Source organism: Streptomyces sp. P13-3-3, assembly GCF_050571355.1.
GTDB lineage: Bacteria > Actinomycetota > Actinomycetes > Streptomycetales > Streptomycetaceae > Streptomyces > Streptomyces althioticus.
Window position 1 is genome coordinate 192,009 of record NZ_CP192228.1, and the last position, 21,535, is coordinate 213,543.

The window sequence follows — 21,535 nt, forward strand, 5'->3', positions numbered from 1 at the left end:
CCTCCGGACCCCGCTTGATCAGGCGTTCATCTTGTCCTCCTCGCCGTCCAGCAGCTCAGGGGCTATGGGGGCCGTGCAGCCTCCCGGTAGGCGAAACCCCGCCCGCAGGGGGTACGCGGGCCTTACGGGGCCTGCGGGACCCGGCCGGCTCATGGTGGCCGACAGGCTGGAAGGGATGAGTGGATGAGGCTGGAACGCTGCACGGCGGAGAGGCTCGGATTCGCGCTGTGGGTCGCCGGTGCCGTGGCCGCGTTCGGCGTGGTGGGTGCGTTGCTGTCAGCGTTGGGGGCTCCGGAGACGGTTGCCTGGCCCGCCGCTGTCGGAGCCGCAGTCGCCGGCGGATGGGGCGGCGGCCGGCTCACGCGGCGGTACGCGGAACGCCGCTGAGCTGGTCAACCGGGCACCCACCCGGAGGCAGTACAGCGCCACCTGACGGGGTCGGCCAAGCTTCGCGACGTACGTTCCGCCACAGTGACGTCCGGCGGAAAGTCAAGTACTCCAGCGAGTCGTCGGCTTGCAGAAGTCGAGCCACGAGGCACCGGCAGGGTGGCAGGCTGATCATCATGATGTCGACATCCCAGCCCGAGCCCCTGCGGGCGGCCATGACCGTTGAGGGGCGCCGCCTGTCCTACCTCGACTTCGGCGGTCCGGGGCGACCTCTGCTCGCGTTGCACGGCCACTTCAACGAGGCGCGCACCTTCTCCCACCTGGCGGGGGCGCTCAGCCCGGACTGGCGTGTCGTGGCCCTCGACCAGCGCGGGCACGGCTTCTCCGACAGGGGACCGGACTTCTCGCGCGAGGGATACGTCCGCGATGCTGCCGCGCTCATCGCTCATCTCGGCCTGGAACGGCCGGTGGTGCTCGGCCACTCGATGGGCGGGGTCAACGCCTACCAGCTCGCCGCGCGCCATCCGGAACTGGTCAGCGCACTCGTCGTCGAGGACATCGGCGCCGAGATCGAGGACGACCTGTCCTTCTGCCTGGCGTGGCCGCACCGGGCACCCACCCGCGCGGCGCTTGTCGAACAACTCGGGGAGTCGGCCCGCTACCTCACCGACGCCGTCCGCGAATACCCCGACGGCTGGGGTCTCGCCTTCCGTCCCGAGGACATGGTCACCTCCGTCGGTCAGGTCAACGGCGACCACTGGGACGACTGGCTCGCCAGTGACTGCCCCGCCCTGCTCGTCCACGGCACGCGCAGCGACACGCTCACCGAGGCCCACGCGGAGGAGATGGCGGCCCGCCGCCCCAACACCCGATTCGCCCAGCTCGCGACGGGACACACCGTTCACGAGACCGACCCTGCCGGGTTCGCCGCGACGGTGCGGGCCTTCCTCGAGGGCACGGTGACCGAGGGCCGATGAGAGTGGCACACCTGAGTACCTGAACTCATGTGCGACGCCCACCGCGCCATCACACTGACCGCATGAACCCAGCAGAAACGCACCCGGTGGATAAGCCCTCCACCGGTCCGCAGATCGGCGTCGGCGTGGCGCTGCTTCTTGTCGACCTCGTGCTCATCGCCGGGTCGGTGTACTGCGTCGGAGTAGCGGGCTGGGCCGACGGCTACGAGAGCGGCGGCTCCGCGGCGTCGGGTGCGTCGCAGACGGCGGCGCAAGCGATGTGGCTCCTGGGCGGCGGCGCTGTCCTGACGGGCGGCGGCCTCCTCGCCCTGGGGTGGCGCATCCCCGGCATCGTCCAACTGGTCGTCCTCGGCGCCGGGGCCGCGCTGGTCTCCGCGATGGGGGCCGGGTGACGACTCCGGTGGCCGGCCGGCCGTGGAGCGCCGATCAGATCCAGTTCGCCCAGCCGAAGGTGGCCGTATGGGCGGTGCGCACGGCGGGCCGGATTCCTTTTCCGGTGACGAGCCTCGTTGTCAGGACGAGGGTGAACAGCGCGGCGAAGGCGCCGGCGACGGCCCATGCCGCAGCGGGGGACCAGGCCGCTCCCACGAGGAGACACGCGATCACCGTCACCGCCAGGCCCAGATGGGCTGTGGGCAGGTCGGCGCGGAGTTCCCGGGCCGAGCGGCGGGCCGTGCTCAGGTCGGCCTCGTAGCGCGCCCTCGCCGCATCCGGGTCGGCGCACCGTCCTTCCGGCCACCGTTGGTTCACGGCAACTCCCCCCTTCCACCGTCTCCCCGCGGAGACTGGACGCCGCCCGCCGACGGCAGCGGGCCCAAGTGTTCCGTCAGACGGGCGCGGAGGAGCTCGTACTCGGGGTGGCGGCGGGGTAGTGGGCCCGGGGGGCGTGTCACCGTGCGGGGTGGGGAGAGGGCCTCGCCCGCCTGGAACTGTTCCAGCGTCAGGTCGAGGTCGACGCCGTTGGGGAGGCGGTTCCACCAGTGGTAGCCGTGCGGGGAGCCGGCCCGGCGGACGTCGGCGACCAGGAGGTCGCCGCCGAACAGGTCGTTGACGACCAGCGTCGTGATGTCGCAGTGGCCCACGGACGGGTTGTCCGGGCGCCAGTCGGGCAGGTCGTCGGGTGAGCACGTGTCGGCGGCCCAGCAGGCGCGGAACGCCCTGTCGAGGTCGAGCAGGGACCACGGCCGCCGAGTGGCGGCGTCACGGTTCATGACGCCGCCCGCACCATGCGGAGCTGCCCGATCTCCGTCGCGTTCTTCATCAGCTCCGCGTTCACCCAGGCCAGCATGTGCGCCTTCGTGTGGGACGGGTCGTCGGGCCAGGGGAAGGGCGCCGGGGTGTCCAGGTCGGCGTCCGTGAGGGTGCCGAGGTGGGCGAGCCACTCCGTGCGCAGGGAGCGGAGCCAGGTGAGCGTGGGTTCCCCCGCGCCGGGCCAGACGATCTCGGTCCGCTCGCGCGGGCGCTCCCCGCGCGCGTGGTCCAGCGTCACGCTCCACCACCATCCGATGTGCCAGCTCACCCACGCGACGGTGGGCACCGGTACGGGGTCGGGCTCGGTGTCCGCCCAGTCGGGGACCCACGCGCCCTCGGGCGACCGGCGGAGCGTCCAGCAGAGCGGGGCGGGCTCCCAGAGGAAGTCCTCCGGCTCCAGACGTTCCAGGTGGTACTCGAACAGGGACCAGGTCAGGTCGAACTGCCAGCGGAGCAGGCCGACCCGGCCGGCGGCGGAACGGGTGGGCGCGGTCACAGTTCCTCGTCGGTGGCGAGCTGCTCCCAGTCCATGTCCAGCAGCTCCGTCTCCGCGTCGTACCCCGAGGGGATGTGCGACGTCGGCTGGAACCAGACCACGGTGAGGCGGGAGCGGTACAGGGCACGGTCGTGTTCGGGGTCGAGGGCCTCGGAGCGGAAGCTGCCCACGCAGGTCACGGCGGGCAGCACCTCCACCGGGCCGAACGCGCCCGCGAACTGGTCGGGGTACTCGCGCGGCGGCGGGATCAGGTGCACCGGGGCGCCCGGGTGGAAGCGCTCGGCGGACCGGAGCAGCCCGGCGATCGCGTGGTCGTTCAGCGGCTTGCACGGGTATCCCTCGAGCACGTTCCCGTACGTCGCCGACAGGTGCAGCTCGGTCAGGTCGACGGAGCGGCCCGAGGCGAGGACGACGCGGGAGAGTGCCATGGTCGGCACTTTAAGACGCTGGTGCATGCGGGTCTTTCGAATTTCGGGCGCGTGCGCGGAAGGGCGTGGGGGCCGGGGAGGGGAGGACCGGTCGCCTCAACGGCCGGTCAAGCGCGCGGCCGACGCGACCGTCGCGCGTGCCTCGCGTTCGGACAGGCCCGTGGCGCGTGCCGCGTCGACCAGGGGATCCACCAGCTCGGGGCCGATGCCGTCCTCGTAGGCACGGCAGGCCGCCCAGAAGAGCCGGGTGTTGCGCTGGCCCTCGTGCGCCGCGAGGACGAACTGGACCAGGCCCTGCCCGTGGTCACCGGCCGACGGGGGCGTCGGATGGTGGGCGCGGGGTGGCGGCAGCAGCAGACGCAGCAGGGCCGGAGGGCAGGGCGAGGGCGCCAGGTCGGCGGTGCCGGGCGCGGCCCGGTACGCGCCGTGTTCCGTACGGGAGCCGGGGCCGACGAGGTAGCCGCCGGCGCCGCGGATGTCGATGCCGGGGGCGAGGCGGCCGGCGGAGTTGGGGACGACGACGTCGGGCGGGCCGCTGAGCCAGAGGTGGCGGCCGCCGCTCGGGGTGAGGACGACCACCGTGGGCGGGACGGTGAAGCCGTGCCGGGAGGCGAGGGCGCGGAGGGCGGCGCCGGGGTCGGTGCCGTTCTTCGTGTCGAGGTCGACGCCGATCAGGTGGTGCGGGGGCAGGCCGCAGGCTATGCCGTAGCCGGTCGCGCGGGGCGCGGCGGCGAACAGGGCGCGGATGCGCGCCGGGTCGGTGGTGGCGTCGTACACGCCGTGGCCGAAGCGGCCGCACTCGCCGTGGCAGGGCGGGCGGGACGGTTCGTCGCGGTGGGGGGAGCGCAGGGCCGGGAGCTTGGTGCGGGACAGCGGGATGACGGCCAGCCCGCGTCCGGCGGCTGACAGGGCGTGTGCGTGGGCCAGCGTCGTGGCCTGCCGGTCGGTGGTGGCCATGCCTCTATGTTCGTACACGCGTTCGAAGAAGGGAAGGGGGTAAGGGGTGCCACCCGAGGGTGAAGGCTTCCGTCGGGCGGACGCCGAAACGCTTCCTCCGTTGGGGCGCCGGGGTCGTCGCCACCTCGGGGCGAACAGGCCCCGAATCAGGGTCGACTCGGGGTTTATCGGCGGCTTCTCACGCTTGCGTGCGAATCACGGCTTACAAGGTGGTTCCGTGGCGTCCGGTGGGCAATCCTGATCTTGCGACGTCGTGCACAGCATCAGGGCGGGGGGCCAACTTCCCTGGTGAAAACCGCAGTTCACAGTCGTAGTGCACACATGGACGGCCTCGACCCGGTGCGTCCCTGGTTCTGGAGGGAACACAAACATGGCAAGCATCCGTACCGCCCGTGTCATCGCCGCCGCCGCCGCTCTCCCGCTCGCGGCCGCGCTCTTCGCGGGAGTCGCGACGGCGGACAACGGCGTCGGCGCCCTCGGTACCGGAGTCGGCGGGGACAACTTCGGGAACTCCGCCACCACACAGCAGCAGGCCGTAGGGGCCGGCGCCGAGAACGAGAGCAATACCGCCCAGGTCAACGGCTCCGCGTTCACGACCGTCAACCAGGGCGAGGACAACGTGGCCATCAGCTTCGCCCCCTTCTGGTGGCCGGCGCTCTGACCGCGTAGGCAAGGGGGAGATCCGGGGGGAGAAGGGGGATGCCGGACAGGGGGGAGGACGTCGGTCGCGGCGGCGCTTCGGCGCCGCCGCACCGGGCGGCCGGTCCTCGAGACGGCGCGCGGTACGTCAGGGGGGACCCGTAAGGCCCCTCATCCGCTCGTCCACCTCTGGGAGGTGAGGTGAACCCCACCCCTACGACCTGAGGGGGACCCGGCTTCGGGACCTGCGGGCGATCCGCCGGACGGGACCCGCTCCTAGCGTGGACGACATGACCACACCCGTCTGCACCAGCGCTTCGAACGCCGCCGCCCCGGCGACGCAGACCCTCCCGTACGCGTCGTTCTCGTCGTACATGAGGGCCCGCCAGCCGGTGCTCCTGCGGACCGCCCGGTCGCTGACCGGAAACCCCAGCGACGCGGAGGACCTGCTGCAGACCGCGCTCGCCAAGACGTACGTCGCGTGGGAGCGGATAGAGGACCACCGGGCGCTGGACGGCTACGTCCGCCGGGCGCTGGTGAACACGCGGACCTCGCAGTGGCGCAAGCGCAAGGTCGACGAGTTCGCCTGCGACGAGCTGCCCGAGCCGGACCCGCTGCCGACCGCCGACGACCCCGCCGAGCAACAGGCCCTGCGGGACGCGATGTGGAGAGCGGTCATGCGGCTGCCCGCACGCCAGCGGGCGATGGTCGTGCTGCGGTACTACGAGGATCTCAGCGAGGCGCAGACGGCGGAGGTGCTCGGCGTCTCGGTCGGGACGGTGAAGTCGGCGGTGTCGCGGGCGCTCGGCAAGCTCCGCGAGGACGCTGAGCTGGGGCTTGTTCGGAGCTGAGGGGGAACAGGAGGGGAACCTGACGCAGAACGTCGTCCGGCGGAGCGTGATCGATCATCCGCTCCCCTAGTGACATACCGCGCGGTATGTGCGCACAATCAGCGCAACCCGTACCGACGCCAGGCAATGTCGCCCAGGAGGACGCCGTGCTGAGCACCATGCAGGACGTACCGCTGCTGATCTCGAGGATCCTGACCCACGGGTCGTCGATCCACGGCACTTCGCAGGTGATCACCTGGACCGGCGAGGGGGACCCGCAGCGCCGTTCCTACGCGGAGATCGGCTCCCGGGCCGCCCAGCTGGCGCACGCCCTGCGCGAGGACCTCGGCGTCCGCGGCGACGAGCGGGTCGCCACCCTGATGTGGAACAACGCCGAGCACGTCGAGGCGTACTTCGCGATCCCCTCCATGGGCGCCGTGCTGCACACGCTGAACCTGCGCCTGCCGGCCGAGCAGCTCGCGTGGATCGTCAACCACGCCGCCGACCGCGTGGTCATCGTCAACGGCTCGCTGATCCCGCTGATAGCCCCGCTGCTGCCGCACCTCAAGACCGTCGAGCACGTCGTCGTCTCCGGACCCGGCGACCGCTCCCCCCTGGCCGACACCCACGTCCAGGTGCACGAGTACGAGGAGCTGATCGCCGGACAGCCCGTCGCCTACGACTGGCCGGAGCTGGACGAGCGGGCCGCCGCCGCCATGTGCTACACCTCCGGCACCACCGGCGACCCCAAGGGCGTGGTCTACAGCCACCGGTCCATATACCTGCACTCGATGCAGGTGAACATGACCCAGTCGATGGGGCTCACCGACCAGGACATCTCCCTGGTCGTCGTCCCGCAGTTCCACGTCAACGCCTGGGGCCTGCCGCACGCCACGTTCATGACCGGCGTCCACATGCTGATGCCGGACCGCTTCCTGCAGCCCGCCCCGCTCGCCGAGATGATCGAGAGCGTGCAGCCGACGCACGCCGCCGCCGTCCCCACCATCTGGCAGGGCCTGCTCGCCGAGCTCACCGCCCGCCCCCGGAACGTCTCCTCCCTCACCCAGGTCACCATCGGCGGCTCCGCCTGTCCGCCCTCGCTGATGGAGGCGTTCGACAAGCTGGGCATGCGGGTCTGTCACGCCTGGGGCATGACGGAGACCTCCCCGCTCGGCACGATCGCCCGCCCGCCGGCCCACGCCGTCGGCACCGACGAGGAGTTCGCCTACCGGCTGACCCAGGGCCGCTTCCCGGCCGGCGTCGAGGCCCGCCTCACCGGCCCCGGCGGCGAGCGCCTCCCCTGGGACGGCGAGTCCGCGGGCGAGCTGGAGGTCCGCGGCCCCTGGATCGCCGGCGCGTACTACAACGGCCCCGACGCCGAACCCCTCCGCCCGGCGGACAAGTTCAGCGAGGACGGCTGGCTCAAGACCGGCGACGTCGGCACCATCAGCGCCGACGGATTCCTCACCCTGACCGACCGCGCCAAGGACGTCATCAAGTCGGGCGGCGAGTGGATCTCCTCGGTGGAGCTGGAGAACGCGCTGATGGCGCACCCGGACGTCGCCGAGGCCGCCGTGGTCGCCGTCCCCGACGACAAGTGGGGCGAGCGCCCGCTCGCCACGGTCGTCCTCAAGGAGGGCTCCGCCGCCGACTTCACCACGCTGCGCACCTTCCTCCAGGAGGAGCGGAAGATCGCCAAGTGGCAGCTGCCGGAGCGCTGGACGGTGATCGAGGCGGTGCCGAAGACCAGCGTCGGCAAGTTCGACAAGAAGGTGCTGCGCCGCCAGTACGCCGAGGGTGCGCTGGACGTCACGCAGCTCTGACCGGCACCCGGTCCCGGACACGCGCCGGGCGGTGAGCGCGCCATCCGCGCCCACCGCCCGGCGCGGCGCTGTCCGCGCCCTACGTGCCGTAAGCGCCCTACGTGTCGTGAGTGCCGTATGTGCCGTAAGCGCCGTACGTGTCCACGGCCCGTACCCGCTCCGTCAGTTGGTCCCGATCCGCGACAGCAGGTCGACGATCCGCTCCTGCACCTCCGCGCTGGTGGACCGCTCCGCGAGGAACAGCACCGTCTCGCCGGAGGCCAGCCGCGGCAGGTCCGCCGCGTCGACGGCGGCCGTGTAGACGACCAGCGGGGTCCGGGTGAGCTGCCCGTTCGCGCGCAGCCAGTCGAGGATGCCGGCCTGCCCGGCCTGGCGGTGCACCTGCATCAGGTCCATCACCACCAGGTTCGGCCGGAACTGGCCCGCCAGCGTCACCGCGTCGGCGTCGCTCGCGGCCCGCGCGACCTGCATCCCGCGCCGCTCCAGCGTGCCGGTCAGGGCCAGCGCGATCTCCGCGTGCTCCTCGATCAGCAGGACGCGCGGCGGGTGCTGTTCGCTGTCGCGCGGCGCGAGCGCCTTCAGCAGCACCGCCGGGTCGGCGCCGTACGCGGCGTCGCGGGAGGCCTGGCCGAGTCCGGCGGTGACCATCACCGGCACCTCCGCCGCGCCCGCCGCCTGACGCAGCGACTGCAGGGCGGTACGGGTGATCGGCCCGGTCAGCGGGTCGACGAACAGCGCCGCCGGGAAGGCCGCGATCTGCGCGTCGACCTCCTCACGGGAGTGCACGATCACCGGGCGGTAACCGCGGTCGCTCAGCGCCTGCTGCGTCGACACGTCCGGCGCGGGCCACACCAGCAGCCGGCGCGGGTTGTCCAGCGGCTCCGGCGGCAGTTCGTCGTCCATCGGCTGCGGACGCGGCGGGTCCGCCACCTCCACGGCCCCGCCCGGACCGTCCAGCGGCTCGGGGCCCTCGGCGGCGTCCGCGTCCGGCGCCCCTATCGCGTACGAGCGTCCGGCGGCCTCCGCGGCCGGCGCGAGACGGGACTGCCCGGACGGCGTCGGCGTCGGCTGCGCCGCGGGCTGGGCGAGGGCTGCGGCCGGGCTGCGGTCCTGCTGCGGAGCGGGTGCCTGACCGGCGGGCGGTACGGGCTCCGCCTGCTGCGGGTGCGGCCGGGCGCCCTGGGCGGCGCCGGGAGCCTGCCCGCCGCCGGAGGTCTGGCCGTTCGCCGCGGCCTGGTCGCTGCGGGTGCCGAGCTTGCGGCGGCGTCCGGAACCGCCCGGCTGGTGCGGGGGCGGCGTGGCCGACGCCAGCGGCTGCTGGACCTGGGCGGCCTGCCGGTTGAACGGCACGCCCTGCCCCAGCGTCCGCACGCTGATCGCACGGCCCTGTGTCGAGTTCGGGTCCACCGGCGCGGCGGCCTCGGCGGGCAGCGGCTGGGCGGCCGGCCGGGCGGGCGCGGGCGCGCCCTCGGGCGGCAGCGGGGTGCCGCCGGACGGCGTGGGCTGCGGCGCGTTGGGAACGGGCGCCGCTCCGGCGCCGGAGGTGTCACCGGCGGTCGGCCACTGCTGCGGGGCCGGGGTCCCGGCGGGCGGGGTGGCCGCGCCCGCCGGGACCCCGGCCTGCGGCGCGCCCTGGGCGGGAGGGGCCTCGGCGGGCAGCGGCTGGGCCGGAGGGAGCGGGGCCGCGGCGCCCTGCGGGGGCGCCGCCCCCCACTGCTCGGGAGCACCCGGCGCCTGCGCGGCATCGGCCGGCGGAGCGACCGCACGGCGACGGCGGCCGGTGGGCGCGCTGGTGGGGTGCGGCTGCGGCGGGGTGTGGTCCTCGGACTGGTCCACCGGCACGGCGTCGTGCCGCCCGGCATCGGCGGCGGGCACACCCTGCGGCGCGGGAGCGGGCTGCGCGCCGGCCTGCGGCGCGGAGGCGCCAGGCTGCGGGGCCTGAGCGGTGGCGTCGGCGGGCTGCGCGGCCTGCGGGTTCGGGTTCGGCGGTACGGGCTGCTGCGCCTGTGCGGCGGCGTCGGCCGGCTGGGGACCGGGCGCGGCGGGCCGGGCATGCGGCCCGACCGGCTGAAGTCCCGGCCCGGCCGGCTGCGGCGCGATCGGCTGCGGCGCCTGCTGGCTGGGCGGAACCGGCTGCGCGTTCGGGCCGACGGGCTGGAGGTTCGGCCCGGCGGGCTGCGGTGCGGCCTGCTGGTCGGGCGGTACGGGCTGCGAGGCCTGCGGGTTCGGGCCGACGGGCTGGAGGCCCGGCGCGGCAGGCTGGGGCGCGGCCCCGGGGGCGGGTGCGTTCGGCGGCACGGGCTGCTGCTGTGCGTCGGCTGCGGCGGACTGAGGCGCGGCCGGCTGCGGCACCGGTTGATGCGGCGGCACCGGCTGTCCGTCGGTCCCGGCCGGCTGAGCCGCGCCCGCACCCGCAGCCGCGGCGTTCGGTCCGGCGGCCCGCTGCTGCGCAGGTACGGCCTGACCCGCGGCGGGAGCCACGGGCTGCGGAACCGGACCGGCAGCCACACCGTTCGGCGCGGCACCCGGCGCCACCGGCACGACCCCCTGGGCGGCCGGCAGTTCCTGACCCCCCGGCACCTGACCCGGCGCCATGGGGGCCTGACCCGGGGCCCCGGCCTGCGCGGGCTGCCCGGCGGCCTGTCCCGCCTGTTCCTCCTGGTCCGCCCCGGCCGGAGCCACCGGCGGCAGCGCGAACACCGTGCGCGGGGCGGCCTCCTGCGCCGCCGCGCGCTCGTTCGCGGCGGCCAGCGCACGTCGGCGCCGTCCCGTCGGCTGCGGCTGCTGGTCCGGTCCCGCGCCCTGGGCGGGCACGTGCACGGCGACCGCGCCGGGAGCCCCGTCCGCCTCGCCGCCCGCGGGCAGCGCCGGCGCGAGGGCCTGCTGCTCACCGGCCGCACGCCGGGCCCGGCGTCCGGACGGCGCGGGCACACCCTGCGGCGGTACGGTCCCGCCCAGCCCGGTGTTGGAGGCCGCGGCGCCCGCCGCGTGCTCGGCCGCGGTGACGACGGCGCCCTCGGACACCCCTGCCCCTGCCGCCGCACCGGCGAGTTCGACCTCGGCGCCCGCCGCGGGCGCCGCGTCCTCGGCGGGACGGCCACGCCGCCGCCCGGTACCGCCGGACGCGGCCGCGCCCTCACCGGACGCCTGCGCCGGAAGCTGCGCCTGCTGCGCCTGCTGTGGCTGCTGCGCCTGCGCGGGCTCGGCCGGAGCCGCCCGCCGCCTGCGCCGCCCGGTGGGCTGGGGAGCCTCCGCGGCCGGAGCCGCCGGGGCTTCGCCGTCACCGCCGGGCACGTCGCTGTCCAGGAACGCGTCGACGGACGCGCGCCGCGCCCGGCGCCGTCCTCCGCCCGGCGCGGGCCCGGCGGGAGCGGCGGCCTCCTCGGCCTGGGGAGCGGCCTCCTGGGGGACGGACCCCGCCCCGCCGCCGATCGGCACCTCGAGGACGAACGCGCTGCCGCTCATCCCCGGTACCTCGTGCGTCTGGAGCACCCCGCCGTGCGCCCGGACGATCCCGCGCACGATCGGCTCGTGCACCGGGTCGCCGCCGCTGTACGGGCCGCGTACCTCGATGCGGACGACCTCGCCGCGCTGGGCCGCCGCGACGACGACCGTGTTGTCCAGGTAACCGCCCGCCGACAGGGGCGTGTTGCCGGTCGCGTCGACGCCGGCGACGTCCGCGACCAGATGGGCGAGGGCGGTCGCGAGCAGACGCGCGTCCACCTCGGCCTCGATGGGCGGGGCGTGCACCGCGAACTGCACCCGGCCGGGGCCGATCAGCTCCACGGCCCCGTCGACACCGGCCGCGACGACCGCGTCGAGCATCACCTTCGTACGGGCGATCTTCTCGGTGCCGGAGTCGAGCTGCTGGTAGCCGAGGACGTTGTCGATGAGGGTGGTGATGCGGGCGTACCCGGCCGACAGGTGGTGGAGCACCTGGTTGGCCTCGGGCCACAGCTGGCCCGCGTCGTCCGCGGCGAGCGCGGCCAGTTCACGGCGCAGCTCGTCGAGCGGGCCGCGCAGGGAGCGGCCGAGCAGGGTGAGCAACTGCTCGTGGCGGGCGGCGAGGGCCTCGTAGCGGTCCTTCTCGCGCTCGCCGAGGGCCGCGTACCGCTCCTCGTACGCGGCGAGTTCCTCCGTGTGCTTCTCGCGGAGCTCCTCCACCTCGGTGACGTGGCTCTGGCGCAGGGCGGTCAGCTCGGAGCCGTGCTCCTCGGCGAGCCGCTCCAGCTCCTCGGCGTGCTCCCGCTCGGCGTCCTCCTTCTCCTGCAGGAGGGCGTCGTAGGGGCGGCGGTCGAGGAAGGTCATGACCGCGCCGACGAGCTGGTCGCCGTCGCGCACCGGGGCGGTGGTGAGGTCGACCGGCAGCTTGTCGCCGTTCTTGGCGTAGAGGACCTGGCCGCGCACGCGGTGCTTGCGGCCGGAGCGCAGGGTGTCGGCGAGCGGGGACTCGGAGTACGGGAAGGGGGAGCCGTCGGCGCGCGAGTGCAGCACGAGGGTGTGCAGCTCGCGTCCGCCGAGCTCGCCGGCCCGGTAGCCGAGGATCTGGGCGGCGGCCGGGTTGACCAGGACGATCCGCCCGTCGGTGTCGGTGCCGACGACGCCCTCGGAGGCGGCCCGCAGGATCATCTCCGTCTGCCGCTGCGAACGGGCCAGCTCGGCCTCGGTGTCGACGGTGCCGGAGAGGTCCCGGACGACGAGCATCAGCAGCTCGTCGCCGGTGTAGCCGTAACTGTCGTAGGCCTGCGAGGTGTTCTCGAGATTGGCGCTGGTGACCTCGACGGGGAACTCGGTGCCGTCGGTCCGCCGGGCGGTCATCCGGGTCGGCTTGGTGCGTCCGCGCGGGTCGATGTGGTCGGGCCGCCGCATGGAACCGGGGATGAGCTTGCTGTCGAACTCCGGCAGCAGGTCGAGCAGCCCGCGCCCCACCAGGGCGGTGCCCGGCGCCTCGAAGGCCTCGAGGGCGATGGTGTTGGCGTTGACGACCGTCCCGTTGGCGTTGACCAGCACCAGGGCGTCGGGAAGCGCGTCCAGTATGGCTGCGAGGCGAGCAGCGCCTCGGGATGGCCTGCTGCTCACGAGACGCTTCCTCCCTGTTACCGCGACGTGCCGACCGCTCGGGCCATCTTGCCAACGGGCCCGCAACGTGTCACGGGAGGGAGTCTAAGGGCTGGGGGTGCGCCGGGGACGCCGGATGGGACGCACATCGCACCCCGAGGTGACGGTGATGTGACGCCCGGTACGTCCGGAACCGCGCCTGCCTGGGCCGACGCACCGCGAACCTTCGCGGGACCTTTACGCCCCGGGCGCACCCGGGGCCCGGCCCACCTCGGGCAGCAGCGGCACCAGCCGGTCCCACCGCTCGATCGCGCATCCGTTCGTCCGGTCGTACGTCGCGTCGACGGGGCGGCCCGCCCAGGTGCCGGTGATCCGGGCGGTGGCGGGGCCGCCGTACTGCATGGTGCACACGGCGTCCCGCGGCGCCGGCGCGAAGGCGTCCCGGCCCCACCGTGTGCGCCGTTCGACGGCCGCGCAGGCGGCGTCCGGGTCGGGGTGGGTCCCCCCGCTCGGCCGGCACCGCACCTCGTACGTCCCGTCCGCCCCTCCGCCCGCGTCCCGCACGGTGACGGTGAGCCGGTCGCCGTCCGGCACCGGTTCCCCGGCCCGTGCCGGGGAGGGGAACGCGGCGAGCGAGGCGAGGACGGCGGCGAGCGCGACGAGGCCGCGTCGCCCGGGCACGGAGGACAGGGGGGAGGGCAGGGCAGTCATGCCGTGATCAACGCGCGGGGAGGCGGGACGTTGCGCCACGACGGCGTGCCGGTCGTCAGGGCTTTGCCCTGCGGGCTCCGCGCCTAGTACCGTGGGGACCGATTGGTGACACGCCACGCGGTTGTGTCATCATCGGCACGCACCACCCACTCGCGCCCGCGCGCAGCAGGTTGTGCATGGAGGCGTCGCCTAGTCCGGTCTATGGCGCCGCACTGCTAATGCGGTTTGGGCCTTAAAGCCCATCGAGGGTTCAAATCCCTCCGCCTCCGCCCCGAACACGAAGCCCCGGCCCCAGCGGCCGGGGCTTCGTCGTTGTCCCGCCGATCATGCCCCGGACTGCGTTTCCGCAGGTCACAAGGGGTAGGGCAATCGGATTTCACATGGCGGCGGCAGTCATGTAATGTTCTTCCTGTCGCCGCGAGCGGGCCGAAAGGGCCGGGAGCGGCGAGACAAATGAAGAGACAAGCACTCGTAGCTTAACGGATAGAGCATCTGACTACGGATCAGAAGGTTGCAGGTTCGAATCCTGCCGAGTGCACACAGACCGAAGGCCCCGGAGCGATCCGGGGCCTTTTGCGTTTCCGGTGTCTCAGGGGCGCGCGGCCCCGGCGGGCTCCTCCGGTCGCCGTGTCACCGCCAGGGCCGCCGCGTCGTCCTCGAGTTCGTCGGTGTGCCGGAACAGGGCCGCCAGCATGGCGTCCAGCACGGCGCCGGGGTCCGCCGGCAGGGGGCCGGTGAGCGGGGGGACGGGGTCGAAGAAGGCGCCGGTGCGGTCGCGGGCCTCGACGATGCCGTCCGTGAAGAGGACCAGCGTGGCACCGGGAGGCAGGTCGTACCGGTCCACCGGGACGACGGGACCGGCCAGGTCGCCCAGGCCCAGCGGCAGCGACGGCTCCTTCGGCTCCAGCGGCGTCACCCGGCCCCCGTGGACGAGCAGCGGCGGCGGGTGCCCCCGGTTCGCCATGCGGAACGCGGACCGGTCGGGGAGGATCTCGACGAAGACGGCGGTGACGAAGTCCTCGTAGGGCGCGTCCTCCTCGCGGGCCTTCACGTCCTGCACCTGGATCTCCGCGGCCTGCACGACCGACGGCAGGTCCGGCGTCTGCAGGGCCGCCGCGTGGAAGGCGCCCAGCAGGGCGTTGACCAGGGTGGCCGACCGGGTGCCCTTGCCGCGGACGTCACCGATCACCATGCGCAGCCCGTGGGGCGTGTCGTGGACCGCGTACAGGTCGCCGCCGATCAGGGCCTCCTCCTGCGCGGCCTGGTACCGGGTGGCCAGGGCCAGCCCCGGGACCCGCTCGGGCACGGTGGGCAGCATGGCGCGCTGGACCGTCTCCGCCACCTGGCGCGACGTCCTCAGCTGCTCGCGTTCGCGCGCGAAGATCCGGTTGAGGAACGCCGCGACGACGGTCAGCGTGACGAGGGTCGTGAAGCCGATGACGTTCGGCCGGGAGATCACCTCCCCGCTCTCACGGAAGGCCAGCAGCCAGCCCGTCAGAAGGGCCACGCCACCGCTGATGACCGTCCGGGCCAGGGAGTACACGGGCGCCGCCGTCACCGACACGGTCGCCAGCAGCGGAAAGGTGTTGAACGGCGGCCAGGCGAGGTCGACGACGACCGCGACGACGATCACGGCGGGCGGCAGGGCACGGGGCCAGGCCATCCGCCTGAAGCGCTCCTCGCGCTGGTACCGCTGCATCCCCAGGGCCCCCGGTCGATCCGTCGCGTCCTGCGCCCCAGTTTTCGGCATGCCCTCCCACGCAGCCACCTGGCGGGTCCGTCCGCGACCCGCCCGGACCGGCGCCGCTCAGGCCGCCGGCGGGATGTTCTGGTTGGCGTGGAAGAAGTTGTCCGGGTCGTAGGTGTGCTTGACGGCCGCGAGGCGGGCGTAGTTGTCGCGGTAGGTGGCGCGGACGCTGTCGGCGTCGCCGGTCTCGCCGAGGAAGTTGACGTAGGCGCCGCCCATGGAGTGCGGGTGGAGCGCCGACCAGTAGTCCACGCACCACCGGCGGATCAGGTCGGCGTTGCCCGGGTCGGGGTCGATGCCGGCGATGACGCCGGACCAGATCGCGTCGCGGTACGCCCAGGCCGTCTCGCCCGGGGCGACGTCGTGGGCCGCCCCGTCCACCGGGTACAGGTGCATGGTCGACAGGCCGGTCGGCAGCTCCCGCCCGAACCGCTCGTGCACCGCGAGGGCCTCGTCGGTGACCGTGTCGAAGAAGTCGCCGCGCCAGTACCACTGGAGCCCCTTGGGCACGAGGTCGTCGAACATCGTCTGGAGCATCGGGTACGGCATCGGCGTGGCGAAGTGGAAGGCCGGCGGGGCGGGGTCGTTCACCACGGACAGCACGTCGTCGAGGCGCCCGCCCTCCAGGTCGCCGGTGTAGCACCAGACGACGGCGCACACCTTCCGTCCGTGGAGCGGCTCCGGGAAGGGCGGCGCGGGCGGGACGGTCATGACGGCGAAGAAGCCGTTGAGGTCCTCGGGCGCCGACGGCAGGAACTCCCGGTACCAGCGCAGCACCTCCTGGGTCTGCTCGACCGGCCACACCGTGGCCGCCACGCCGACCGTGTGCACCGGGTGCAGCCGGAAGGTGAAGGACGTGACCACGCCGAAGTTGCCGCCGCCGCCCCGCAGGGCCCACAGCAGGTCCGGGTGTTCCTTCTCGGTGGTGGTGACGACGCTGCCGTCGGCCAGGACCACGTCCGCGGCGACCAGGCTGTCGATCGTCAGTCCGTACGTGCGGGTGAGGTGGCCGTGGCCGCCGCCCAGCGTGAGACCGCCCACGCCGGTGGTGGAGTTGATGCCGGCGGGCACGCCGAGCCCGAAGGTGTGCGTCTCGTGGTCCAGGTCGCCGAGCTGGCTGCCCCCGCCGACCTGGGCCGTCCTGGTCACCGGGTCGACCCGCACCCAGCGCATCAGGGACAGGTCGAGGGTGAGCCCGCCGTCGACCAGACACAGGCCGGGCCCGCTGTGTCCGCCGCCGCGCACGGCCAGCTCGACGCCCGTCTGCCGGGCGAAGGCGATCGTGGAGCGCACGTCCGCCGTGCCGGTGCAGCGGGCGACGGCGGCGGGACGGCGGTCGATCATGGCGTTGTAGACGGAGCGGGTCTCGTCGTATTCGGCGTCCTGCGGCGTCACGAGGGGGCCTCGCAGGGCCTTGCGCAGATTGTCCAGTGCGGTTGCGTCCATGCCGCTCATGTGCGGACACCCCTTGGAGCAGTGCGGAACCGGAGGCGGGCCGCGGGCGGACGAACCGGCGTCCCGCGCCTCGGCGGCGTCCGTGCCCTGGCGGCGTCGCGGGCCTCGCGAGGCGTCCGGCCGGTGTGCGTCCGGGGTCCTGAGGGGTGCGGTCCCCGGGGGCCCGAGGGAGCACCCTGCTCCTTTCAGTGTGACGCCGGTCACAAGGGTGCGCGATGTGGGCGCGGGGCCGGTGCGGGGTCGCACGGTCGGTGCGGGGTCGCGCGGGGTCGGTGCGGGGTCATCGCGGCGGGTCCGCGCCCCTGTGGTGGCGCAGGGCGTTGCGCAGATGGTTGGTCAGGGCGGTGGCCGCCGCCGTGAGGAAGATGAAGCTGTAGAGGATCTGCAGGATCGTGACCAGGCGCGCGGACTGTCCGCGCGGGGTGATGTCCCCGTACCCGACGGTCGCGAGCGTGACCATCGTGAAGTAGAGGGAGTCCAGGCGCGTGGCGATGCCGTCCAGTTCGCCGGGGTGCTGGGCGAGCCCCTGGTAGGCGGTCGCGAAGACCAGCACGGACAAACACATCAGCGGCGGGATCACCAGCCCCGGACGGACGCCCGGGACGTTCAGCAGCACCCGGGCGACCTGGATCAGCAGCAGGACGGCGATCAGCGCGAGGGCCGCCCCGAAGAGCACCCAGCTCAGGACCGGCCGGCGCGGGCCCAGCCGGTCCAGCGGCAGCAGGAAGTACGCGGTGACCATCGCGGTCAGCCCGGCTGCCTGGACCACCCAGGGCCAGGCGCCGGACCGGCCGCCGGGCGCGCGACCTACTGCGCCGGGGACTCGCGGCGAGGTGCGCACAGGGCCCAGATGATGAAGCCGTCGATGACGATGAGGACGATCGACCACACCGGCTGGTAGGGCAGCCACACGAAGTGGGCGATCATGCTCAGCCCGGCCAGTCCGACGCCGACGGCGCGGGCCCAGGTGGCCCCCTTGAACAGGGCCAGGCCGGCGGCGGCCACCAGGGCGCCGAGGATCAGATGCACCCAGCCCCAGCCGGTCAGGCTGAACGAGTACGTGAAGTTGGGTGTGGCGACGAAGACGTCGTCCCGCGCGATGGCGGCGATGCCCTCGAAGATCGCCATGACGCCGCCGAACACCATCAGGAACGCGGCGGCCACCGTCCAGCTCGCCGCCCAGGGGCTCTCGGCCTCCCGGCCCGTCCCGCGAAAGCCCGTACCGCTGACATTGCTGGCCATGTTTCCCGACCTTCCGGATGTCCCCGAGCGGTTCGATCCCTCCCAGACTGGCACCGCGGGCCCCGCCCGGCACCTCGGCGGTGACCCGGGGTCAGTTCCCGTACGGGTTCCCGCGCGGCTCAGCTCTTGGTGCGGCTCTCCTCGCGGAAGGCGTCCGCGAGCGCGGTGGCGCGCCGGAACCAGTCGTTCAGTACGGCCACCTCCTCGGCGGAGTAGTCCGCGAACAGGTCGGCGAGGCGGGCGTAGTAGGGCTCGTAGAGCCGGCGGGCCAGGGCCACCGCGTCGGGCACGGCGGCCACGCGGACGCGGCGGCGGTCGGCGGGGTCGGGGCGGCGGGTGATGAAGCCGGCCCGCTCCAGACGGTTGAGGACGCCGGTCATCGCGCCGGTGGTGACGTGGACGCGTTCCGCCAGCTCACCGGCGGTGAGCAGGTCGTCCCCCGCCTCCAGGACGAAGCCGAAGCAGGTCACGTCGGTCACGTTCAGGCCCATGACCTGGGCCATCTCCTGCTGGCCGATCAGATGCGTCGCGATCAGTCGGTCCATCGCCCCCATCGCCTCCTGCTGTGTGGCGGGTGGGCGCGGCTTGGCGTGCATGACGGGACTTCCCATTCCTCTTAGCTCGTGAGAGATTTCTGTTGTAAATTCCTTAGGACGTGAGACATCTGGAGACGTCCGTCGTCCGGAGGGAACGCCGACGCCGCGGAAGGGCAGACATGAGCGCGCATCCATATGACCACGGGCACACGGTCGCCGGCTGGACCGGCTGTGGGATCGCCCTCGCCGGAACGGCCCTCCTGGGCGTGGGAGTCTGCACCGTCTCGGGGCCGCTGCTCGCCGCCGGAGCGGCGGTCGACGTGCTCGCCCTGCTCGTCACCTGGGCCCTCCACCTCGCCGGGTGGGGCAAGGCGTCGGGGCCCCGGCAGCGGGAGGAGTGGAGCTGGCGGGTGCGGGACAGCGGGGCTCGCGCGGGACACGCGGAGTGCCTGGGGTGCCGGATGGCGGGACGGAGGGGCGGTACGGCCGTGGCGCCGGCACGTTCGGTCACGTCCGCGCCGGCCGCCCCCGCCGAGACGGACGCGGTGGGCGTGGGCGGCTGAGCCGGGCTGCTGTCAGTGGCCCCCTCTACTCTCGGCCGGGATGGCACAGGCATGGCGGTGCGCGGGGCTGAGCTGGACGGCGGGCGGTCCCGTGCTGATCTGGGATGGGGGCCGGCGCTCGGCGCTGACCTGGGGGAAGACGGTGGCCTTCGGGGTCGCGGAAGAGGGAGCGCGGACCTGTGTGGGAGCACGGGGGAACATGTGTCCGCTCGCCGCGCGGGTGTCGGCGCGGAGCACCGGGCCGCGCTGCGAGGAGTGCGCCCGTCTGGACCGGGCGCACTCGGTGGCCGCCGACACACTTGCGGACGACCCGCGGCCGTACCGGGTCTACCTGGCGTGGTTCGGGTCCGGGATGACCAAGGTCGGGATCACCGCCGAGCGGCGGGGACCCGCCCGGCTGCTGGAGCAGGGCGCGATCTGCTTCAGCTGGCTGGGCACGGGACCGCTGATGGCGGCGCGCCGCACCGAGGAGCTGCTGCGTGCCGCCCTGCGGGTGCCCGACCGCATCCCCTACGCCGCCAAGCGCGCGGCGCGGGCGGCGCTCCCGTCGGGCGGGGAGGAGCGGGCCGCCGAGATCGCCGGGCTGCACGCGCGGGCGCTGGCGCTCACCAGCTGGCCGGAGTCGCTCGAACCGGCCCCCTTCCGTCCCGTGGACCACGTGGAGGCGTTCGGACTGGCGGAGGCGCCGGCGCCGGTGGGCGTGGTGGGGGAGCTGGCCGCCGGCGGCGCGGTGAGCGGGGAGCTGGTGGCGGCCGCCGGTCCCGACCTGCATCTGGCGACGGACCGGGGCGTCCTCGTGCTGGACACCCGCCTGCTGCCCGGCTGGGAGCTGGTGCCGGGCGGGGGACGCCGGGTCGAGGTGCCGGTGCGGGCGCTGAGGGAGCGGCCGACGGCGCAGGACGGGCTGTTCTGAGCGGCGAAGACGGAGAGCGGGGCTGGACCGCCCCCGCTCCCGCGGGTGATCGTGTCCGGCATGAGCGCGCACACTCCGACTCCGTCGGCCGAGACCGACGCGGTATCCGAGCCCGAGGTGGCCTCCGAGACCGACGTGGCCTCCGAGCCCGTCGTGGCCTCCGACGTGGCCTCCGAGACCGACGTACCCTCCGGGGCCGAGGTGGCCTCCGAGACCGACGTGGCCTCCGAGACCGACGTGCCCTCCGAGACCGACGTGCCCTCCGAGACCGACGTGCCCTCCGAGACTCCCGGGACCTCAGAGACCGCCGGGGCTGCTGCCGAGGCCGCCGAAACTGACGGGATCGCCGCGACTGTCGGGGCTACCGGAACTTGCGGGGCCCCTGAGACCGACAGGATCGCCGGAGCTGCCGGAGCTGCCGGAGTCACCGGAACTACTAGGGCCGCCGCGACCGCCGCGACCGCCGCGACCACCGAAACCGACGGGACTGCCGCGACCGGCGGGCCCGTCGGCCCTCCCGCGCCCGGTGGAACCGACCGGACCGCCGTGACCACCGGCACCGCCGGGACTGCCGCGACCGGCGGATCCAACGGATCCAACGGATCCGCCGAATCCGCCGAAGTCCGCCGCTTCTGGCAGAACCTCGGTCTCCCCGGCCTCGTCGACGTGCACACGCACTTCATGCCGGAGCGCGTTCTCCACAAGGTGTGGGCGTATTTCGACGAGCTCGGGCCGCTCACCGGCGGTGTCGAGTGGCCGATCACGTACCGCGAGGACGAGGCCGCACGGGCCGCGCTGCTCCGCGCGTTCGGCGTGCGCGCCTTCACGGCGATGCTCTACCCGCACAAGCCGGGCATGGCCCGCTGGCTCAACGACTGGGCCGTCGGCTTCGCCCGCCGTACCCCCGACTGCCTGCACACCTCCACCTTCTTCCCCGAGCCCGGCGCCGCCGCCTACGTCCGCGAGGCGGTCGAGCACGGGACGCGCGTCTTCAAGGCGCACGTCCAGGTCGGCGGGTACGACCCCGCCGACGAGGCACTCGACGCCTGCTGGGGCCTGCTCGCCGAGGCGGGCACACCGGTGGTGGTCCACTGCGGCTCGGGCCCCGCCCCCGGCAAGCACACCGGCCCCGGACCGATGGCCCGCGTACTGGCCCGCCACCCCCGGCTGCGGGTGGTCGTCGCCCACCTGGGCATGCCCGAGTACGAGGACTTCCTCGACCTGGCCGAGCGGTACCCGGAGGTCCGCCTCGACACCACCATGGCGTTCACCGGCTTCAGCGAGCGGATGGCGCCGTTCCCCCGGCGTGCGCTCCCCCGCCTCGCCGCCCTCGGCGACCGCGTCCTGCTCGGCACCGACTTCCCCAACATCCCCTACCCGTACGCCCATCAGCTCGACGCCCTCGCGGGTCTCGGGCTCGGCGACGACTGGCTGCGGGCGGTGTGCCACGACAACGCGGCCCGGCTGTTCGGCCTGCCGGACGCCCCGGAGCCGCCCGCCTGAGAAACGCCTGTGGATTTCT

20 protein-coding genes and 2 tRNA genes are annotated in these 21,535 nt (G+C 74.0%); 10 read left to right on the forward strand and 12 right to left on the reverse strand.

All coding sequences use genetic code 11. The annotated features are described in order from the left end of the window. Window positions 1-566: 566 nt before the first annotated feature. Window positions 567-1,364: an alpha/beta fold hydrolase gene (locus tag ACQZOG_RS00885; RefSeq protein ID WP_033273406.1), complete on the forward strand. Its 798-nt coding sequence runs from the start codon at window positions 567-569 to the stop codon at window positions 1,362-1,364. 62 nt (window positions 1,365-1,426) lie between these two features. Continuing rightward, entirely contained in the window at window positions 1,427-1,756 is a 330-nt protein-coding gene (locus ACQZOG_RS00890; RefSeq protein WP_033273324.1) for a hypothetical protein, read from the forward strand. 34 nt (window positions 1,757-1,790) lie between these two features. Here the strand turns inward: ACQZOG_RS00890 and ACQZOG_RS00895 are convergent, their stop codons facing one another. The 5 genes from ACQZOG_RS00895 to ACQZOG_RS00915 all read right to left on the reverse strand — a co-directional run bounded on the left by ACQZOG_RS00895 (window position 1,791) and on the right by ACQZOG_RS00915 (window position 4,496). After that, window positions 1,791-2,114, reverse strand: coding sequence for a hypothetical protein (locus ACQZOG_RS00895; protein WP_051724383.1), 324 nt, complete (start codon window positions 2,112-2,114; stop codon window positions 1,791-1,793). Continuing rightward, window positions 2,111-2,575, reverse strand: a complete 465-nt coding sequence (locus tag ACQZOG_RS00900) for a YunG family protein (RefSeq protein WP_051724384.1) — start codon at window positions 2,573-2,575, stop codon at window positions 2,111-2,113. Before ACQZOG_RS00900 ends, ACQZOG_RS00895 begins: the two co-directional genes overlap by 4 nt. Then, on the reverse strand, window positions 2,572-3,111 hold the full coding sequence (locus tag ACQZOG_RS00905; protein ID WP_037640530.1) for a DinB family protein: 540 nt from the start codon (window positions 3,109-3,111) through the stop codon (window positions 2,572-2,574). Before ACQZOG_RS00905 ends, ACQZOG_RS00900 begins: the two co-directional genes overlap by 4 nt. Continuing rightward, window positions 3,108-3,539 (reverse strand): hypothetical protein, encoded by a 432-nt coding sequence (locus tag ACQZOG_RS00910; protein ID WP_193469169.1) that lies wholly within the window; start codon window positions 3,537-3,539, stop codon window positions 3,108-3,110. The genes ACQZOG_RS00905 and ACQZOG_RS00910 overlap by 4 nt, the downstream gene beginning before the upstream one ends. Before the next feature lie 96 nt (window positions 3,540-3,635). Next, window positions 3,636-4,496, reverse strand: a complete 861-nt coding sequence (locus ACQZOG_RS00915; protein WP_430741193.1) for a bifunctional DNA primase/polymerase — start codon at window positions 4,494-4,496, stop codon at window positions 3,636-3,638. Window positions 4,497-4,866: 370 nt separating this feature from the next. Here ACQZOG_RS00915 and ACQZOG_RS00920 point away from each other — a divergent pair, with 370 nt between their 5' ends. The 3 genes from ACQZOG_RS00920 (at window position 4,867) to ACQZOG_RS00930 (ending at window position 7,788) form a co-directional block, all read left to right on the forward strand. After that, window positions 4,867-5,157 carry a hypothetical protein gene (locus ACQZOG_RS00920; protein ID WP_037640528.1) on the forward strand — a complete coding sequence of 97 codons (291 nt, stop codon included), beginning with the start codon at window positions 4,867-4,869 and terminating at the stop codon, window positions 5,155-5,157. 268 nt (window positions 5,158-5,425) lie between these two features. Next, complete coding sequence (locus ACQZOG_RS00925) at window positions 5,426-5,986, forward strand: SigE family RNA polymerase sigma factor (RefSeq protein ID WP_033273410.1); 561 nt, start codon at window positions 5,426-5,428, stop codon at window positions 5,984-5,986. Between the two features lie 86 nt (window positions 5,987-6,072). Next, on the forward strand, window positions 6,073-7,788 hold the full coding sequence (locus ACQZOG_RS00930; RefSeq protein ID WP_058916486.1) for a long-chain fatty acid--CoA ligase: 1,716 nt from the start codon (window positions 6,073-6,075) through the stop codon (window positions 7,786-7,788). Window positions 7,789-7,950: 162 nt separating this feature from the next. Here the strand turns inward: ACQZOG_RS00930 and ACQZOG_RS00935 are convergent, their stop codons facing one another. Together ACQZOG_RS00935 and ACQZOG_RS00940 are read right to left on the reverse strand one after the other, a co-directional pair. After that, on the reverse strand, window positions 7,951-12,867 hold the full coding sequence (locus tag ACQZOG_RS00935; protein ID WP_430741194.1) for a PAS domain-containing protein: 4,917 nt from the start codon (window positions 12,865-12,867) through the stop codon (window positions 7,951-7,953). A 216-nt stretch (window positions 12,868-13,083) separates the two neighbouring features. Then, window positions 13,084-13,557: an SSI family serine proteinase inhibitor gene (locus tag ACQZOG_RS00940; protein ID WP_399571381.1), complete on the reverse strand. Its 474-nt coding sequence runs from the start codon at window positions 13,555-13,557 to the stop codon at window positions 13,084-13,086. A 178-nt stretch (window positions 13,558-13,735) separates the two neighbouring features. Between ACQZOG_RS00940 and ACQZOG_RS00945 the strand changes: the two genes are divergently transcribed. Both ACQZOG_RS00945 and ACQZOG_RS00950 read left to right on the forward strand, forming a co-directional pair. After that, window positions 13,736-13,826 (forward strand) — tRNA-Ser (locus tag ACQZOG_RS00945). 196 nt (window positions 13,827-14,022) lie between these two features. Further along, a tRNA-Arg gene (locus tag ACQZOG_RS00950) sits at window positions 14,023-14,095 on the forward strand. Between the two features lie 51 nt (window positions 14,096-14,146). On the opposite strand, the gene ACQZOG_RS00955 is transcribed toward ACQZOG_RS00950, so the two are convergent. The 5 genes from ACQZOG_RS00955 to ACQZOG_RS00975 form a co-directional block, all read right to left on the reverse strand. Then, a complete protein-coding gene (locus tag ACQZOG_RS00955) occupies window positions 14,147-15,220 on the reverse strand; it encodes a PP2C family protein-serine/threonine phosphatase (protein ID WP_430741195.1) in 1,074 nt (357 codons plus the stop codon). A gap of 144 nt (window positions 15,221-15,364) precedes the next feature. Continuing rightward, window positions 15,365-16,750: an FAD-binding oxidoreductase gene (locus ACQZOG_RS00960; protein WP_430741196.1), complete on the reverse strand. Its 1,386-nt coding sequence runs from the start codon at window positions 16,748-16,750 to the stop codon at window positions 15,365-15,367. A gap of 289 nt (window positions 16,751-17,039) precedes the next feature. Then, window positions 17,040-17,528, reverse strand: a complete 489-nt coding sequence (locus ACQZOG_RS00965) for a potassium channel family protein (protein WP_430741197.1) — start codon at window positions 17,526-17,528, stop codon at window positions 17,040-17,042. A 38-nt stretch (window positions 17,529-17,566) separates the two neighbouring features. After that, on the reverse strand, window positions 17,567-18,001 hold the full coding sequence (locus tag ACQZOG_RS00970) for a DUF7144 family membrane protein (RefSeq protein WP_033273332.1): 435 nt from the start codon (window positions 17,999-18,001) through the stop codon (window positions 17,567-17,569). 119 nt (window positions 18,002-18,120) lie between these two features. Next, window positions 18,121-18,597: a MarR family transcriptional regulator gene (locus ACQZOG_RS00975; RefSeq protein ID WP_037643943.1), complete on the reverse strand. Its 477-nt coding sequence runs from the start codon at window positions 18,595-18,597 to the stop codon at window positions 18,121-18,123. Between the two features lie 119 nt (window positions 18,598-18,716). On the opposite strand from ACQZOG_RS00975, the gene ACQZOG_RS00980 reads away from it, so the two are divergent. The 3 genes from ACQZOG_RS00980 (at window position 18,717) to ACQZOG_RS00990 (ending at window position 21,516) form a co-directional block, all read left to right on the forward strand. After that, window positions 18,717-19,100, forward strand: coding sequence for an HGxxPAAW family protein (locus tag ACQZOG_RS00980; protein WP_430741198.1), 384 nt, complete (start codon window positions 18,717-18,719; stop codon window positions 19,098-19,100). Window positions 19,101-19,140: 40 nt separating this feature from the next. Continuing rightward, window positions 19,141-20,013, forward strand: coding sequence for a DUF2797 domain-containing protein (locus ACQZOG_RS00985; protein WP_354794318.1), 873 nt, complete (start codon window positions 19,141-19,143; stop codon window positions 20,011-20,013). A gap of 546 nt (window positions 20,014-20,559) precedes the next feature. Next, a complete protein-coding gene (locus tag ACQZOG_RS00990; protein WP_430741862.1) occupies window positions 20,560-21,516 on the forward strand; it encodes an amidohydrolase family protein in 957 nt (318 codons plus the stop codon). Window positions 21,517-21,535: the final 19 nt, after the last annotated feature.